18 protein-coding genes are annotated in these 17,067 nt (G+C 56.8%); 9 read left to right on the top strand and 9 right to left on the bottom strand.

What is annotated here, in order from left to right; all coding sequences use genetic code 11:
- Positions 1-63: 63 nt before the first annotated feature.
- The 3 genes from ASD02_RS38135 to ASD02_RS09875 all read right to left on the bottom strand — a co-directional run bounded on the left by ASD02_RS38135 (position 64) and on the right by ASD02_RS09875 (position 2,638).
- Positions 64-468: a hypothetical protein gene (locus tag ASD02_RS38135; RefSeq protein ID WP_156408001.1), complete on the bottom strand. Its 405-nt coding sequence runs from the start codon at positions 466-468 to the stop codon at positions 64-66.
- The gene (locus ASD02_RS09880; RefSeq protein WP_057220629.1) at positions 449-1,732 is read right to left on the bottom strand and encodes an aminotransferase class I/II-fold pyridoxal phosphate-dependent enzyme; all 1,284 of its coding nucleotides are present in this window, start codon (positions 1,730-1,732) and stop codon (positions 449-451) included. Before ASD02_RS09880 ends, ASD02_RS38135 begins: the two co-directional genes overlap by 20 nt.
- 177 nt (positions 1,733-1,909) lie before the next feature.
- Complete coding sequence (locus tag ASD02_RS09875; RefSeq protein WP_057220628.1) at positions 1,910-2,638, bottom strand: response regulator transcription factor; 729 nt, start codon at positions 2,636-2,638, stop codon at positions 1,910-1,912.
- A 149-nt stretch (positions 2,639-2,787) separates the two neighbouring features.
- Between ASD02_RS09875 and ASD02_RS38130 the strand changes: the two genes are divergently transcribed.
- The 3 genes from ASD02_RS38130 to ASD02_RS39690 all read left to right on the top strand — a co-directional run bounded on the left by ASD02_RS38130 (position 2,788) and on the right by ASD02_RS39690 (position 4,076).
- Entirely contained in the window at positions 2,788-3,003 is a 216-nt protein-coding gene (locus tag ASD02_RS38130) for a hypothetical protein (RefSeq protein ID WP_156408000.1), read from the top strand.
- 2 nt (positions 3,004-3,005) lie between these two features.
- Positions 3,006-3,239 (top strand): hypothetical protein, encoded by a 234-nt coding sequence (locus tag ASD02_RS09870; protein ID WP_057206315.1) that lies wholly within the window; start codon positions 3,006-3,008, stop codon positions 3,237-3,239.
- 648 nt (positions 3,240-3,887) lie between these two features.
- Positions 3,888-4,076, top strand: a complete 189-nt coding sequence (locus ASD02_RS39690) for a hypothetical protein (protein WP_057206313.1) — start codon at positions 3,888-3,890, stop codon at positions 4,074-4,076.
- A 337-nt stretch (positions 4,077-4,413) separates the two neighbouring features.
- Here the strand turns inward: ASD02_RS39690 and ASD02_RS39685 are convergent, their stop codons facing one another.
- A complete protein-coding gene (locus tag ASD02_RS39685) occupies positions 4,414-4,728 on the bottom strand; it encodes a hypothetical protein (RefSeq protein WP_082555506.1) in 315 nt (104 codons plus the stop codon).
- Positions 4,729-5,202: 474 nt separating this feature from the next.
- On the opposite strand from ASD02_RS39685, the gene ASD02_RS09860 reads away from it, so the two are divergent.
- Both ASD02_RS09860 and ASD02_RS09855 read left to right on the top strand, forming a co-directional pair.
- Positions 5,203-6,540 carry a HipA domain-containing protein gene (locus tag ASD02_RS09860; protein ID WP_057215252.1) on the top strand — a complete coding sequence of 446 codons (1,338 nt, stop codon included), beginning with the start codon at positions 5,203-5,205 and terminating at the stop codon, positions 6,538-6,540.
- Positions 6,541-6,544: 4 nt separating this feature from the next.
- Positions 6,545-6,850 carry a helix-turn-helix transcriptional regulator gene (locus ASD02_RS09855; protein WP_025428883.1) on the top strand — a complete coding sequence of 102 codons (306 nt, stop codon included), beginning with the start codon at positions 6,545-6,547 and terminating at the stop codon, positions 6,848-6,850.
- A 34-nt stretch (positions 6,851-6,884) separates the two neighbouring features.
- On the opposite strand, the gene ASD02_RS09850 is transcribed toward ASD02_RS09855, so the two are convergent.
- From ASD02_RS09850 to ASD02_RS09830, 5 genes are all read right to left on the bottom strand, one after another.
- Positions 6,885-7,580 (bottom strand): response regulator transcription factor, encoded by a 696-nt coding sequence (locus tag ASD02_RS09850; protein ID WP_057215250.1) that lies wholly within the window; start codon positions 7,578-7,580, stop codon positions 6,885-6,887.
- Between the two features lie 30 nt (positions 7,581-7,610).
- On the bottom strand, positions 7,611-8,387 hold the full coding sequence (fabG, locus tag ASD02_RS09845) for a 3-oxoacyl-ACP reductase FabG (protein WP_057215245.1): 777 nt from the start codon (positions 8,385-8,387) through the stop codon (positions 7,611-7,613).
- Positions 8,384-10,093 (bottom strand): acetolactate synthase catalytic subunit, encoded by a 1,710-nt coding sequence (locus ASD02_RS09840; protein WP_057215242.1) that lies wholly within the window; start codon positions 10,091-10,093, stop codon positions 8,384-8,386. The genes fabG and ASD02_RS09840 overlap by 4 nt, the downstream gene beginning before the upstream one ends.
- Positions 10,090-11,448, bottom strand: a complete 1,359-nt coding sequence (locus tag ASD02_RS09835; RefSeq protein WP_057215239.1) for an aspartate aminotransferase family protein — start codon at positions 11,446-11,448, stop codon at positions 10,090-10,092. The genes ASD02_RS09840 and ASD02_RS09835 overlap by 4 nt, the downstream gene beginning before the upstream one ends.
- A 102-nt stretch (positions 11,449-11,550) precedes the next feature.
- Positions 11,551-12,249: a GntR family transcriptional regulator gene (locus ASD02_RS09830; protein ID WP_057215234.1), complete on the bottom strand. Its 699-nt coding sequence runs from the start codon at positions 12,247-12,249 to the stop codon at positions 11,551-11,553.
- A gap of 283 nt (positions 12,250-12,532) precedes the next feature.
- Here ASD02_RS09830 and ASD02_RS09825 point away from each other — a divergent pair, with 283 nt between their 5' ends.
- From ASD02_RS09825 to ASD02_RS09810, 4 genes are all read left to right on the top strand, one after another.
- Entirely contained in the window at positions 12,533-13,648 is a 1,116-nt protein-coding gene (locus tag ASD02_RS09825) for an ABC transporter ATP-binding protein (RefSeq protein ID WP_057220627.1), read from the top strand.
- 26 nt (positions 13,649-13,674) lie between these two features.
- Positions 13,675-14,544 (top strand): ABC transporter permease, encoded by an 870-nt coding sequence (locus ASD02_RS09820; protein WP_156408008.1) that lies wholly within the window; start codon positions 13,675-13,677, stop codon positions 14,542-14,544.
- 85 nt (positions 14,545-14,629) lie between these two features.
- Positions 14,630-15,397: an ABC transporter permease gene (locus ASD02_RS09815; RefSeq protein WP_057215333.1), complete on the top strand. Its 768-nt coding sequence runs from the start codon at positions 14,630-14,632 to the stop codon at positions 15,395-15,397.
- Positions 15,398-15,446: 49 nt separating this feature from the next.
- Complete coding sequence (locus ASD02_RS09810) at positions 15,447-16,520, top strand: ABC transporter substrate-binding protein (protein ID WP_057215226.1); 1,074 nt, start codon at positions 15,447-15,449, stop codon at positions 16,518-16,520.
- Positions 16,521-17,067: the final 547 nt, after the last annotated feature.

Raw genomic sequence — 17,067 nt, 5'->3', positions numbered from 1 at the left:
GCCAATAGACTTTTATTGATCATAGTCGGTTCACTCCATTGGGTTGAGGCGGAAGCGGCGGCCTCACTGGCGTGAGTAACCCCATGTTTCGCGCACTGGAATTGAAGGTCGCCCTTGTTCACGATGGTGCGGAAATTGCAGGCGAGCGCACTTGGCGGCATGCCACAGCAGCAAGGTCGGAAGCGTCGGGTGGATGGAACTAAGCTCCACGGCCAGAACGTCTTCGATCGCGATACGCGTGAGGAGGTCACTTGCCTCCACAAACAGAAACAATCGTTTGCCGCGCGCCCACATTGTGATCTTCCCGCCAGCGACAAATTTAATGAGGTCGCCGTCGTCCGTCTGGAGCAGTTGGCCAAGTGCGGGACGTTCTGCCAGGCGTCTGACGACATATGCGGCGCCTGGAACCTCAATGCACAGCTCACTGGCGGTCGTGGGTAAGCCGAATTTAGCGTTGGAAGTCAGCATTTGAGCCCACCCCCGCTTGCTCGAACTCTTCGAGGACGGCAACGATCGCTTCGCCGATTGCCTTGATATCGCCCTCGCTGTGTCCCGCTGTCGGACATATGCGCAATCCGGCGCGGCCTTTTTGAACGGTCGGAAAGAAAATTGCCGATGTGTAGAATCCTCTATTCAGCAAAGTTCTCGCCGCCGCGATTGCTCTTAATTCGTCACCGATCTCGACTGTTCGTATCGGCAGAGAGGAACCGCGCTGCTGGGTTGGAACGAGGCAGTCAAACAGAGCAATGCGTGACTGCAGCTCAAGCTGCAGATTTTGGAGTTCCGGCGTGCGGTGCAAGGCTTGGGATGCGAGTGCAGCGCCGATCGCCGCTACATTCAAAGATGCAGAAAATGCATGAGCAACCCCGAACCGTCGAAAGAGCTGCTCCTGGTGGTCGTTGCCGAGCATCAGCAACCCGCCTGAGGCGCCAAAACCCTTGCCCAGAGATGCTGCAATAATCGTGCGGTCACCGAGCGACCCGTCAATCTGTGACCGGGCAAAGCCTTCGCCGTTGCCTCCGAAGATGGAGATGCCGTGGGCGTCGTCGACATAGAGGAACAAGCCGTAACGGTCTTGCAACTGGCGCAGTTGTTCGAGCTTGACACAACCTCCCATGGAATAGACGCCGTCGCAAATGTAGGCAACTGCAGGATTTTTTTTACAAAGTGCCTCGAGCGCTTCGATGTCATTGTGCTCAATCGTTTCGACCTTGGTTTCACCAGCGAGCGTTCCCTTGTGATAGGCAAGCGTCGCATGGGCGAGGCGGTCAAAAACCATCACGGGCTTGGCGCCACCTGTCAGGTGACCGGAAGCGATCAACGGAAGTGCACTCATGTTTGCGGCCAGCACAGTGCTGAACGCAATCACGTGCGCATCGAACAACTCTGACAGGGCCAACTCGAGTTCGCCGATGATCGCGAAATTGAGGCGGGTTCGCGCGCAAGACCAATGCAAGGCTCCATAATTGATCAGCGCTTCGATTGCGCCATCGATAATCTTCGGATGATTATCGAGCCCTAGATAGGAGCAGCGCACGAAATCAACGACACGGCGCTCGCCTTCATGCGGTAGAACGACAGCTCGACCGACTGAAGGGCGCGCATAGAGGGCCATGAGCCCATGGAAATGCGCAGCATCGAAGTGGCTTCGCGAATGGCGGATGAGACTATCGGTATTCCGGCGAAGGCTCCTACTTACGCCGTTCGGACCGGTTTTAGTGGTTATCGACATTTCGTGCCTCCAGAACATGAATTGAGTGGAGACTGGCTGTTGTAACGATCCTATTCAACGAAGCATTGTGCAAATATTTTTGAATCTTCTGCAAAATACAAAAACAGTAGCTTAAACAATAACTCACATTTTACTGATTTATAAGATACTAAATTCAAGACATTCAGTATTACTAAATCAACCTTCTCCTATAGACGGCTTAAGTTCCACGACGTAGCCTGACGCCCTGACTGTGCGGATGAGATTGCCGCCGGTCAGGCGTCGCAGCGAACGACGCAGGTGGCCGATGTGCACATCGACGGTGCGCGACTGAACATAGAGGTTTGGCGGCCAGGCGACCTCGATCAATTGTTGGCGGGAGAAGACGTTGCCGGGAGCCTCGAGAAGCCGGCTCAACAACTTGAACTCGATTGGTCCGAGTTGCAGCTCGCGCCCTTCATATATCACCAGCCGCCGCCCCACCCGAATTTTCAATCCTCCAAACGCCAATGTATCCGCCAGCGTGTTCGTCAACGGCGGTTCTGTTGCCGCCTGCCGTGCGGCGAGTTTTGAAAGAGAATGAAGATAATTCAATAGCCTAATGGGCAACACGGGCCGAACGAAGTTTTCATCTACGCCGGCCTTCAATAGATCCAGATAATGCCGCTCCTCGCCGGCTGCAACGAGGGCGATCGTTGGGATTGCGGCAGTGATCTCGTTGGATCTGATCGCCGCGGCTGTCCTTAAAGTCGATGCCGCGTCTGTGCCTGTATCCAGGATAATCACCTCCGGCTTCATCGCCGCTGCTTTCTCGACGACCTCTTCTTCACTGGCCAGCACGGTTCGGAAGCCATCGACGTTCAGGATGTGCGTGAGCAGGAGGTAGATGTCCACGTTGCGCGGGCAGATAAGGATCAGAGGTTTCATTGCGCAGCCTCCGCGGCTGTTCTTCGCTGGCGTTTCATCGTTGCCTCATGATTTTGATGTCACAAACTAACTTACTATCAGAACCCACCAACTCGCTGCACCCCTCAAATTGTACTGTGTATTTCGCTATATGTTTGGATTTTGCAATAATGTTCGCAATCATTGATGCAACAAAAGATTGCCAAAGCCTGAGCTTTGCCGCTATCTTAGGGCTATCGATAGTCGACGAGGACAAGCGTTCGTTGTCGAATAATGTTGCCAGGGACGACACGATAAGAACCGCCAAGCGGCTTCTGTGGCTCACGGATACGGAGTTCCAACGTCCGGCAACATCAACATCACCTGCCGGACAGCAGGGAGATTGAGCTTGTCCAAAATTCTCGTTAAATCGTCCGGCATCAGCGATACGGCCGGTAAGGACGGCATCTGGAAAAATTTCAGAGCCGAGGAGGCGGTCACCGCCGCAATCGATCTTTATGGACCGCAGGCCGCGACAGCCGCCGCTTATTGCGCACTGGACGCCTGGACTGAGGCGCGTAGTGATGACTACAAATTCTGGTTTGGAGTATTTTCAACGCTGAAAGATCGCAAGACGACTTAGTGTGAGTGGAAAGTGTTTGCTGGAAGGTGAAGGGAGGCAGAGCCTTTGCCTTCACCGCTATTAGACCAATGCCGCCCAAGCTTGTCGTGCATTGGCTTCCCACATTGAAAACCCCAAGCTGCGCTCCATGTACCTAAGTGAAAGCCACACTTAGGAGGGGTCTGCATGAACCGGAATACCGTAATTGGCCTAGTCGTCGCTGTTGTGATCATCATCTTGGCGGTGATGTTCCTAATGCCAGGGACGAACGACACCGCGACAGAAACGGCAACTCCGCCGGCAACCACTACGGAACCGTCAACAGCGCCGTCTACAACTACTCCGTCCACCACGACTCCATCCACTACGGAGCCGACTACGACCGCACCATCAACAACTCCGTCCACTACCGAGCCATCGACAACGACGCCGTCGACGGAGCCATCGACTACCCAACCGTCAACCACCCAGCCGTCGACGACAACACCGGCGCAATAACAAAGGCGGCCGCTCGATCCTGTAAACAGGAGAGCGGCCGCTCAATCGCCGTTTTGCGAGAGGAGGCGCGCCGCCACAACTGGGATAGCCCAAAGTGGCTATGTCTTAGTTTATTTCCCGCTACATTAGACTTTAGTAGGGTGGTCGAATGTAAATCGCCGGGAGGTCGACATGGAGCGTATAGAAACCGAGAAACTTGCTGCTGAGGCAGCAACGAAAGTCTGGTCAGTGACCGATTTCTGCAAAAAACACCGCCTCTGCTACGAGGAGGAGAAGAGGCTTAGGTACCTATTCGGTCACTTTGCTACTGCCCGCGAGTTGCTACACAACGCAAAGCGCACGCCGAAATGGCGGACCTGAGCAGATGTCGAAGCAGGAAGCAGTATTTATCGAGGTTTAGTCTGCCCTGATGAACAGAGCTCCTACGAGGCCGATCACAACAACACACTGCAAAATATACATCGGCCATTCTTCTGACATCGCGGCATCCTCCTGCAGGAGGATCTATGCCGATTGCAACAGACTTAAAGGGTTGGTTCGACGGTGACGATGAGAAGAGGATCGGGCGTCTGTCGACCGGTTCTAGGATTCTCACTTCGTCGGCTTTTTTCTCGAGCAAGGCGAGCGATATGTGCGCCGCCCAACGACGCGCGGGGTCGGTGCATTGACGTGCCGCAGTGCTGTGCGCGCTAGCCCGCTAGAAATTAAAGTAGATTGTGACGCCCGATCGACGCTGGTAGCGGTAATGGTCGCGGTAGCCGTCGTAGTACCCGTAATGGCGCGGGTAGCACCTGCCGTAGTAACCGCAGGAACGCCAAGCGTGCCGCCTATCCCAGCGGCGATCCCACCGACGATCCGCGCGCCATTGACGATGACGCCAGTGGCTGACCTGTTCGACAGTGCTGGTCTGTACTTGTTCGGGTTTTGGCACGAAAATCGGAGCGGCGCTTAGCGGTAAGGCGAAAGACGCAGCTAAGCCAATCGCTGCGAGGGCGGATAAGAGCTTTTTCATCGCAAACTCCTCCTAACTGGCTATCACACTGAACTAGTTGGCCTGAACCGCCGATGAACGGCTGCGCTTGCTACGATCAATGGGGAGAAGCTGCATAATTGTGGCGTCAAAATCGCCCTGTGCCCGCAAGGAGCGAGGGACTTGGCGCCAGAGGAGGATGTCGCCGCCGCAGTTGCTCTCTATGGCCGCAGACCGCGACAACCGCCGCTCATTGCGCCCTGGATGCCTGAACTGAAGTGCGTGGCGATAACTCCAAATTCTGGTCTGGCGTATTCTCAACGCTGAGAGATCGTAAGGTGTGCACTGGGACGCCACGCAAGGTGCGCATCCTGGATAGAAGCGTAGCGACGCTCGACGCAGTCGAATTCTGTGTTCAGTCCTTCTCCGTAGTAAAACTCGACCAAAACAGACCCTTTTGATGGGTTGGAAAAAACCGAAAGCTTTATTAATGTATCCCTTAAAGGGGATTATTAAATGCGTTTGACTGTCGAAGCATTCTGGAGCGGCGACTGGCGCGAATGCGGCACAATTGAGATCCTCGACGCCCAGCTTGGTTACCGGGGGCCGTCGATCGTTGAGTATGACATCGACTATTTCGCAAATTTCGCCGCCGCAGATTATAGTGCCAACGGTGAGGTAGGCGACGCCAGAGCCATGTCTGTCAGGTTCCCTGTAGACCTTGAGAGTCGATATCTGGCGACTTGGCCTCCTTTCCTACTAGACCTCATGCCACAGGGGCACGCGCGACGTAAGCTCGCGGAGCATCTTGGGCTGCGTGTGGATGACCGTGAATCCGACCTCCCACTCCTTCTGAGAGCAGCGGGCAGCCCGGTGGGCAATGTCCGCATCAAGCAGGCAGCGGAGGCTGAACGGGAACGCCTTAAGAACGTGACGCGCACTGGGGTCACTGAAGACGACATCTTCAATCGCAGCGAAAAATTCATCGAAGTCGTCGACCGGTTCGGCCTGATCGCCTCAGGATCGAGCGGCCTGCAAGGCGAATGGCCGAAGGTCGCTCTAACACAAGCGGTCGATGGTCTCTATTATCCAGACGCGTTTGTGAAGGACGATGAAGCCATCCGACACGTAATCGTAAAACTACTCAGGAGCAGCAACGAACGCGATCGGCTGATCCTGGAGGCGGAATCCGGCTATTCGCGCGTTGCCAAAGAGCTCGGCCTGCGGGTTCATGAAGTCTCGGCCTATGAGCAAGGGGTGTTGATGATCCCGCGCTTTGATCGGGAGATCCAAGGAGGGCTGCTATGCCGCTTCGGCCAGGAAAGCATGGTTTCTAGCATTGGCGTCGCGCAGTTCGGACACAACGCCGACCACGAAGACTATGTGAATGTCTTGAAGCGCCATTCGGACCAACCATTCATCGATATCGTGGAATACGCGAAACGCGATCTCACCAATAGAGCGATGGGCAATCCTGACAACCATGGACGGAACACCGCTCTGCGCAAGACTCCTGGTGGAGGCATCACGCTTGCGCCGCTGTTCGATTTCGCACCGATGCGTCTTGCGATCGAAGGCATCGCCAGATCGACGAGATGGGGAGTGATGCGCCACACACACCGCGACAGCGATCCTGATTGGTGGCAGGTCTGCGGTGCAGTTTTCATGGAGGACGAGAGAGCAGCGGCCGCGCTTCTTGGGGAGATGGCGACGTTTGCAGAGCGGCTTGCCAACGCACCGAAAATATCGCTGGCAATGGGAGTGCCTGCGGAAGTCGTGGATTTCGCCATGTCAGGGTGCGCCGAGCTTGTTGGAAAGGTGCTGGACGCAGCCGCTTCAGCGCCGGGGGTGTGAGAATATGCCTCGATGGAAGAAACCCACCAAGGAAGAAACGAGGGAATTGAGACGGCGCCTGGCTGAAAGAGCGGCGGCTGGGGATCTGCGCCTTCCCCAGGCTGTTTCTGAGATCCGAAGGGCACTTGGTTTGAACCAAAAACAATTTTCGGAACTGACAGGCATTACTCGCAGACAAGTCGCTGAGATTGAAACCGGGAAAGCAAATCCGACTGTCGACACGGTTGCCAAGATCGGGCGGCTCTTTGGATTCACGTTGGGGTTCGTCCCGAAATCACGCCTGGATTCGCCGGCCGAAGATCACAAATAGGAAGAGGTGTGGCATAGCCATTAAATCCGCTCAGTCAATGCGATGGCAGGTAAAGCGCGTACCCGACAGAGCGAACGGTTCGAATGACATCAGCCCCCGCCCGCTTCATTGCTCGTCTTATATGTCCAATGTGAATATCAACGGTTCGCGGTTCGACCTCTGCATCGGGTGGCCAAGCAGCGGCAATTAGGTCATCGCGCGTATGGACAACGTCGGGAGCCCGCATCAGGCACAGCAACAGACGAAACTGGAGTGCCGACAGAAGGACCGGTTGGCCGTCTCGCTCGACGCGAAGCCGACTGAGGTTCATTTCGATGTCGGCGTAACGCAGTATCGTTGGTGTTTGCGTGCTGGATCGCGCCGCCACATCGGCGCGCAAACCGCGCAGAAATGCAAGCAGCCGCTCTGGATTGAACGGACGGTGTATGATGCAGTCCCCGGTTGACGCGGCCAGGTGATGACCGTCGCCGCCGTTCGCCGTATTCACGAGAGACACAACCTTTGCCTCAGGCTTTGTGTTGGCCCTGATGCGGGCGCAGACGGCAGATGCATTCATGTCGGGATCAGAGCCGTCGACAATGACCGCCAGCGGTGGGGCAAGATGAACGCGGCTTAGCAGCTCGCTCAAACGGTTGGTGTTTTCAGCCGAGAAACCTTCAAGCGTGAGGATGTGTTTAAGAAGCAGGTAAAGCTCCGCGTCTTCGGTATGGATAACTATTCGCCCGTTCATCTGTCCCCCCTTTGCGGAAAACGCCCAGCCTCACGCTGGCGCGTACTCGCCGCCATTGACATCCAAGATTGCCCCGTTGACGAAGGCGGCTTCATCGCCGGCGAGAAAGCCTATGGCAGCGGCAACTTCGTTCGGGACGCCCATTCGGCCAGCGGGAATGCGCGCAATAGCCGCCTGATTGGTTGGCGCGCTGATAGCACCGGCCATGGCGGTCGCAATTCTGCCCGGAGCAACGACGTTGGCTGTGACACCGTGAGCGCCATAAGGCCAGACAAGCGAACGCGCGAGACCAGCCATTGCTGCCTTAGAGGTTACGTAAGCGCTACCGGCGATGCGGGGAAGCGTTCGCCCGGCGATCGAACCAACGAACACGATGCGTCCGAATCCATGCCGGACCATGCCTGGCAACACCGCCTGGCAGCACAACATTGCACCGGTTAGATTGACCGAAAGAACTGAGTTCCACTCTTTAAGGTCGACCTCATCGAAGGGGGACGGACCGTCGACACCCTTCGGCGAGACCCCGGCATTGCAAACGAGAACACCAGCACTTCCCCAGCTTTGCTCGAGCTCACGAAAGAATGTGGTGATCTGAGGTGGTTGCACGAGATCAACGGTGCGCGCGAACAGGCGCTCAGCACCAAATTCACGGGTAAGATCGTCTTTGGCGTTTCGCACATGCCCTTCGTTTTGACCGAAGATCGCAACCCGGTGGCCGCGTGCGAGAAGGTATTGGGCTGTTGCCAGCCCAATACCTGTCGTGCCGCCGGTCACCACGGCGATCCTTTCCGTTTGGCGATTTGTCATGCTGCCGCATCCATATTGGCAAAGAGAGAAAGAGGAGGATGTGCTTCCGGGTCTGTCATGACCTCAATCAACATTGGTCCCTCAGCATTGATGCTGCTTTTGAGCAGATCGGCCAGATCACAAGGATCTTCAACGCGGACCGCGGGGCAGCCGCAAGCCCTGGCGATCTGCACATGGTCGACGTCGGCGAAATGGCATGCCGTGGTGTATCTGCCGAATTTCACGGTCTCCGCATCCCGTTGGAAACCAAGGATGCCGTTGTTCAAAACGATGATGAGAACGGGAAGTTGCATGCGCACCATGGTTTCGAGCTCCGCCCAACTATGGGCGAAGCCGCCATCGCCAACGAGAGCAACGACAGGGCTTTGTGGACGGGCAGCCTTAGCGCCGATCGCGAGCGGCACACCCCAACCAAGTCCTGCGAGACCGCGAGGCGTGATAAACCGCATGACGCCTGGTGCACGTAACTGCCCGACAACCCACATCGAGGAATAGGAGGCATCGGCGACGACCATCATGTCAGCGGTCAGTAGGGACTGAAGCTCGGCCATCACTCTTTCCGGACGGATGGGCCCGGAAGTCGCGGTTGAAACGTCTAAACGATCACGTTCGAACGCGGTCCAGAAGCCTTTGATGCGCTCCTCCAATCGCGCACGATCACTATTGCGACGCGTAAGGTCGACGCGACCAAGTGCTTCCCGAAGGGCCGAAAGTGTTTCCGCGGCGTCGCCAACGAGGCGGATTGCCTCATAATTCCGTCCGATCTCTGCCGGATCGACATCGATATGTACGATTGTCGCAGAGGTTGGAATTTGGCGCCAGTTGTCCGTTCCATTTTGATTGGTTCGCGTACCGACCAGAAGGACAAGATCAGCTTCTTCAATCAAAGGCAGCGAGTGACGTCCGAGCGAGCGTGGGCCGGTCAATGATCCAAGGACACCGGCTGACAAGGGATGAAACTCATCGACCACCCCCTTGCCCATATTAGTGGTTATCACCGGCAGGCTTGCTTCATGCTGCAAGGCTGTCAGCTCTTCTGCGGCGCCTGAGCCATGCACGCCGCCACCTGCAACGATGATAGGAGCCTTCGCCGATGCAATTCGCCGTGCCACCTCATCGAGGGCTTCTTCAGAGGGACGCGTGCGATCAAGTGGCCATCGGCCGAGGCATTTTGATCTCGGAAGGGTGGCCGGCTGAGCCGGCGCGCGCAACAGATCGGCAGGTAGGAGCAAGACTGCTGGCCCCGGGCGGCCGGATGCAGCTGCGGTAAAGGCGGCGTCGATATAGTCGTCAATCCGGTCTGGGACTTGAACGCGCCGGACCCATTTGGCGCAGGATTGAAAGAGCGCGATCTGGTCGAAATCCTGGAATGCGTTTCTGTCCGCCTGGTCGCGTTCGACATCCTGAACGAGCGCAACGATCGGAACACTCGCCTTTAAGGCTTCCGCAAGAGGCGGGACAAGAAGTGTCGCGGCAGGACCGTTCTGGGCAGCAACCACAGCGACTTTGCCTGATATGCGGGCATATCCGTCGGCCATCGCCCCGCCCATGTTTTCTTGCCTATAGGCGATCTGTTTGATGCCGGCCGCCTCCGCTGCGAGAATAACTGCCGAGGGAAGGCTCTGGGCGAAGATGACTTCCACCTGGTGGCGGCAAAGGATGCGGGCAATGCGCTCGGCGACAGTTTCAGTTGCGGCATTGGTCATGATTGCGCCCTCTCGTTGGCGGCGTGAACACTCAGGAAATCATCGAAGGCAGCGAGGATGAGGTCGATGTCGCTGTTGGTCATTGGTGTCGAAAGGCTGGCTGCGGCGCCATGGGGAAGGAGGATGCCGCGTTGAAGGAAATGCCGTGCAAGCCCCCTCATCACGAGGCCTTCCGCATCGCTCAGCAAAGCTTCTCGAAACTCGGTTGGTGCATTGGTTTTGGGGTGTATTCGAAACAGCGAAGCTGCGCCGGTGACAGAGAATGGCGCGTCAACGCGGCTGATGCTGCTTCGAAGGCCGTCACGCAGCCGTTCTCCAAGCGCCTCCAGGTGATTGAAGCTATCATGTGTCATTGCTTCCATTGCGACGCGACCGGCGACCATGGAGACGGGATTGGCGGAAAATGTGCCGCCCTGCAGCAGCAGAGGCTTGTTCACCTGCGTACCGAAAACCCGCATGATCTCTTCACGTCCACCGATCGCACCGATCGGGAACCCACCACCGATGATTTTGCCGGCAGTGACGAGATCGGGGGTGAGCCCGTATCGCGGCGAGGCTCCTGCGTAGCCCTGCCTGAGATTGAGAACCTCATCGGCGATGATGAGAATGCCATGCTTGCGTGCAGCCGAGCTCAGTGCCTCGATGAAGGTGGCATTGGGATGAAGAAGACCGGCGCGGCTGGGCATCGGATCGATCAACACGCAGGCGACACGGTCACGCAAGGCGTGTAGGCGTTGCTCAAGTCCGTCCACGTGGTTGAAGCGAATGAGATGGACGTCATCGGCGACACTGACAGGAGTGCCATGGTAGGCAGGTATTGCCCGTGGGATGGCTGCCCGATCGTCTGGGTTTGACGCCAACGCCTGCCCGGCCTCGGCCCAATCATAAGCGCCGTGATAGGCCCCTTCGACCCTGACAATTCCAGGCCGGCCCGTGAATGCGCGCGCGGCTTTGATTGCGAACATCACCGCTTCGGTGCCGCTGTTGACGAAGCGCACTTGTTCGATGGCCGGGATACGATCAACAAGCAACTCGGCAAGCCCGATCTCGTGTTGCGTCGGGTTGGCAAAGCACGTTCCCGTCCGCATAAGATCGCTTGCAGCCTGACGGACCGGCTCGAAGCCGTGTCCATGAATAAGGGTCGTAAAGTTATTGTTGAGGTCGAGGAGACGATTGCCATCGACGTCAACCAGATAGGCGCCCTCCCCGTACGCGACGTAAAACGGGATAGGATCTTTCTCTACCGTGGCGCGGGTCACACCACCGGGAAAAACCGGCACTGCGCGACGGAAAAGACGTGTCGATTTAGTCCGTGCAGGCGAGGCCTGCGCGGCATGAATTCCTTGAACTGACATGGCTTGGGCTTTCTGAACAACAAATTCGGCTCGTCGTTTGTACGAGCTTTACACTTTTGTTGCAACAAAAAACCCAACAGTCAAGTCCATGCAACAAATTCTCTATTGCGCGGAGCCAATCGCCCTTTCGCGACAGGCTCGCCTCAGACGCCGATAGCCGTCGCGAATATCATTCTCCATTGCAGCCCGGACGGCTGCCCCATCGCGCTCCTCGAGCGCCTCCATCGCAACCTCGTGGTTGTGAACACCAAACCGCTCCTTTGCAAATTCTGGATAGAGATCGTGCAGGGAGGGGCCGATCCGCAACCAAAGGGTTTCGATCATCGAAACAAGGTGCGGCAATTTTGCCAGCCGGAAGATCCCAAAATGGAACTCCTTGTTGTGCCACAGGGCATCTGCGTACCGCCCGGCGTCAAGCGCTGAATTAATTCGTTTTTGCAGAGACCTAAGGGCCTCCACGTCCTGCGGGACAACATGTTCGGCGGCCTGCTGCGCAGCCAACCCCTCGAGCGCCAACCGAATAAGCGTGATCTCCTGCAGGGCTTTTGCATCAAGGACAGGCACGACGACCGTCTTTGGGCCGGCATAGACGAGCGCCGCTTCGCTTGCGAGCCGATTGATGGCATCACGCGCAGGAGTAGTGCTTACGTCCAAGTCCTGGGCAACCGCCCTCACCGTCAACTTATGCCCCGGACGGTAGACGCCACGGATAATCCGCTCCTTCATCTGGCGATACGCCGCATCGCCAAGGTTCTCCGCCGCACGATCAATATTGGCCAACTCGCTTACATGGACCGCCATTCAAACCTCTCACTTAGTTGACAATGCAAATTTTTGATGCAACAAAAATGAAATATGAAAGTTCTGCAAAGCTTTTGTCGCATCAACGAGTCCTAGCAGCTTTCTTGATTATCGTCACGGGTGCCGCCTGCCAGGTTGGCGCGGATTTTTTCATCGCCGTTGATTTGCCCTGGCTGCGCCTGCGGGTCGCCCGATGGGATTGTTGGTACGGGGCCGTCAAACGGGCCCTTCAGAGGTTAGACGCCACAGAGCGTCACCGGAACAGTTGAAAGGAAAGTCAGAATTGATTGGTCAATATTTATCGCTTGTTGGGCTCGAAAAGCATTTTGGCAGTGTTAGGGCCGTCACGAGCCTGTCGCTTGAAATCAGTGCCGGTGAGTTTGTTTCGCTTGTCGGTCCTTCCGGTTCCGGAAAGACAACCGCGCTGAACATGATCGCGGGATTTGAGGGACCGAGCGCCGGCAAGATCGTCATTGGAGGACGAGATGTAACGCATGTTGCTCCCAACCGGCGTGGCATCGGCATGGTGTTTCAAAAGTACGCTCTTTTTCCGCATCTGACGGTGCATCAAAACATCGCATTTCCGTTGCGCATGCGGGGCCGAGCGAACAGGACGCGGATTGCCACACAGGTCGAGGAGATGCTCGAACTCGTGCAGCTCTCAAGTTATGGGCAGCGCTACCCCCAACAATTGTCCGGCGGCCAACAGCAGCGCGTTGCATTAGCCCGAGCGCTGGCATTCGAGCCGCCTGTTCTGTTGATGGATGAACCATTGGGTGCGCTGGACAAGAAGCTGCGAGAGGCGATGCAGTTCGAAATCAAGCGCCTGCAAGAGCGGCTGGGCGCTACGGTCGTCTATGTGACGCATGATCAGGACGAGGCCCTGACCATGTCAGACCGCGTTGCGGTTATGGCCGGCGGCGAGTTGATGCAATTCGGTCCTCCCACAGAACTCTATCGGCACCCGAATTCCGCATTTGTTGCCGATTTTATCGGTCGAATGAACTTCATCGAAGGCAGTTGCCTCGAGAACGCAGGTGGCACGGCCGTGGTGCGTCTTTCCGACGACACTGTTCTTTCCATTCGTTCACAAGGTCTGCGAAATGTCGGCCCATCGGCCGGGCAAACAGTAAAGCTTGCAATACGCCCGGAGAGGGTTCGGGTTGCCAGGTGTGGTGAAGGTGGTGCGGGCTGCCTTGCGGCTGTCGTGGAGACCTGTGTCTTTGTGGGCTCTGTCCATATTGTCATGGTACGGCTGGAAAGCCGCCCGGACGTTGTGTTGCAGATACAGCTGCCGGCCGATGGAGGATTGCCATTTCACGAGCGGGATCAGGTTGACCTTCTGCTCGATGATGGAGCCATTCACTTGTTTCCAGAAACGGAAAGGCATGCGGCATGAGCGGCCTTTCCGACGTTTCGCAGGCCATGTCCGCACGCCAGCCACGATCGACTGAGGCATCCGCACGGTTTTATTCGCGTAGCGTTTCGGTCTGCTTGGTGACGCCACTTGTCGCCGCACTGGTCCTCGGGTTCGTCTATCCCGTCATCCGGCTGGTTGCGCTGAGTTTTGAGGGCGGAAGCCTTGATCACTATCGGCGTCTTGTTGCCGAGCCGCTCTATCTCGGCGTGTTGGCGAGCACGGTGAAGGTTGCATTCGTTGTGACGATTGCAAGCCTGCTTCTCGGCTTTCCCGTCGCCTATCTGATGGCGCGGTTGCGACATGGCGTTGCCATGGTGGTTGCGGCCTGCGTCTTCATACCCTTGTGGACATCGGTTCTGGTCAGGTCCTACGCGTGGGTGGTTCTTCTCCAGCGCAATGGCATCGTGAATACACTTTTGGCGGATGTCGGTATCACCGACGGACCGCTGAAGCTGATCTACACGCAGGGCGCGGTCATTGTGGCGATGACGCATGTGTTGATGCCGTTCATGATCCTGCCAATCTATTCGACATTGCGGACCTTGCCGCCCGACTATGTCAGGGCAGCGCGCAATCTTGGTGCTGGAGCGTTTCGCGCATTCATCAGTGTCACCTTGCCGCTCAGCCTGCCGGGTGTCTTTGCGGGCAGCGTCCTGTGCTTTGTCCTTGCCCTGGGCTTTTACATCACGCCGGCGTTGGTCGGCGGCCCAGGATCTATGCTGATGGCAACGTTGATCGGACAGCAGACGACTGTTCTGCTCGACTGGCCGTTCGCCGCAGCGCTTTCGACGGTGCTTTTAACCGTGACGCTCATCTTCGTCTTCCTGTTTCGAAAGACGCTCTCGCTCAGCAAGGGATTGCACAGTGTCCATTGATCTCGCACGTTCGCCAAATCGTCTGTCCCTGGTTCGCGACCATTACGCCGCGTCAGCCTTCCACGTCTTTGCCAAGACCGTCGGCATGATCACTCTGGCTGTCGTGATCGGTTGCGTCCTCTTCTTCTTGCTGCTGCCAACGCTCATCGTCATCCCCATGTCACTCAGCGAAATGGACTATATTGAGTTTCCGCCGAGCGGGTTGAGCCTCAAATGGTACCGTGCCTATTTCAGTGACCCGGACTGGATGGCGGCAACCTGGTTCAGCCTCAAGATCGCGCTTGCTACGACTGCGACAGCCACGATTACTGGCACGATGGCCGCGCTGGCGATCGTGAGAGGGCATCTCCCCTTCAGATCGGCGCTTCAGGCTCTCGCGCTTGGGCCGATGATCGTGCCGCACATTGTGCTTGGGGTCGCACTTTATCTGGTGTTCTCGCCGCTGCAGCTTACGGGCAACTTCTTCGGCTTTCTCATTGCCCATACCGTCCTTGCCACACCTTACGTGATGATCACGGTGACGGCGGCGCTGCAGCGTTTCGACCCCGCGCTGGAACTGGCAGCATTGAACTGTGGGGCCAACAGGCTTGAGGCCTTCGTCCTTGTGGTCCTGCCCAATATTGCACCGGGTTTGGCGGCAGGGGCCGTGTTCGCTTTTCTGGCTTCGTTCGATGAAGCGACGGTCGCGTTCTTCATCTCGGATATTGGCGGCAAGTCGATCGGACGCAAGATGTTCGAAGATATCGACTTCAACCTCACGCCGGTCATCGCAGCGGTCTCGACCGTGCTGGTGGCCATTTCCCTCATGTTGATGGGCGCCATTCATTTGGCCAATGCCCAAAAGCGAAACTGATCACAGCGACGCTTTCCATTTCCCTGCCAACCCTACAAAGGAAACAGCCATGATTTCGATTCCGCTGCGTTGGACTAGAATACACCGGATAGTGCTTGCAGGCGTTTTGCCTCTGATAACCTGGTCCTCCGTATCGCTTGCAGCTGCTGAGCAAGTGGTCATCGCTTCGACGGGCGGTGCCTATGACCGCGCGCTGAAGGAGGCCTGGTTCGATCCCTTCACGAAGGCGACCGGGATAAAGGTTGTAACTGTCGTTGCGACAAACGCGGAAATGCGCGCCAAGGTCGCGGCAATGGTGAAGACTGGAAATGTCACCTGGGATCTTTATCTCGATGGTGAAATCCAGGCGGCATCCAAGGCACATAAGGCGGTCACCGAAGACCTGACGGATTTCTGCAAACAGTTCGCCGGAAGAAAGGATCTCGGTGCAAACGCCTGTGCGGCCGGCGGTGCACTTTTGCAATCGACAGCCACGTTGCTCGCCTATCGAACTGGCGACGGAGAACCAATGCCGCAGACCTGGGCCGATATGTGGGACAGCAAGACCTTTCCGGGCGAGCGTGCTTTTCCGAACTTCGATGATCCGTGGCGTGTGATGGCAGCGGCATTGCTTGCCGATGGTGTCAGCCGTGAGGAGCTGTTTCCGCTTGACGTCGAACGGGCGTTAAAAAAACTCGACGAGATCCGGCCCTCGGTTTCGGTGTGGTGGAAGACCGGCGACCAGAGTGTGCAAGGTTTTCGCAATGGCGACTATTCAGTTGGACAGATATGGCTGACGCGGGCAAAGGCGATGCAGAACGAAGGGTTGCCGATCGCCTGGTCCTACAAGGCATCGTTTTTGGTTGGAGACCGAATTGCGCTCGTCAGAGGTGCTCGCAACCGTGAGAACGCGCTGAAGCTGATGGCTTTTTGGCTGAATTCGCCGGAGGCGCAGGCAAAGGCTTGCGAAGTGCTGTCGTGTACGCCGCCAAGCACCGAGGCGATCGCCTTGATGTCGGAAGTCGTGCGCAAGACGATGCCGCATGCAGACGAGGTCCGGGATTATATGGTTGTCCCCGATTCAGAGTGGATCAACGCCAATGCGGCGCAACTGCTGCAACGCTGGAACGAGTGGCTTCGCTAGCAGCGCAAAGCCGCAGATATGAAACAGACAGCTCGGGTCTCTCAAGCAGATCTGAGCCGTCCGTTCGCCAACCGATCTACGGGAAGCCTTCCGACAAAGATGCGGGGTTCTACGTTTCAGGCGCTTAGCAAAGCCCTGCCTCCGCCTTTTCCGAGCCTCTCACACGGGCTTCGGTAGAGCCGTTTTCCTTCGCGGGAGGCGCGCATGACCTTGCTGACCACGAGGCGTTTGATGCCATGGTTCGCGGAGCGAAAAGAAATGAAACTGTAGAGACCACTTTGATCGTAAGGTGGCGGTTCGATACACCGTCAACGAAATCAGCGAGATCAGACCATGGTCCGATACTAAAATTTCAGCGCTGGGCTAGGTTCTGGACCGCACAACAGTCGTGGAGTTTTTGTAGTGACAAAGGTTCTGGTTGCCGCGATGGCGCTGGTAATGGTTGGATTCTGGGGTTCTGTCGGCGTTCTGATTTACTCGCTGCTTGCGTCTTAGTGAGTAGCGGAACCGTCGTCCGTCCCCTATAGTTCCTCCCGGCAATGGAGGT

This window comes from Ensifer sp. Root1252, from assembly GCF_001425885.1.
Lineage (GTDB): Bacteria > Pseudomonadota > Alphaproteobacteria > Rhizobiales > Rhizobiaceae > Ensifer > Ensifer canadensis.
Note: the sequence above shows the minus strand (reverse complement) of the source record. Positions and strands in the feature narration are given on the sequence as shown.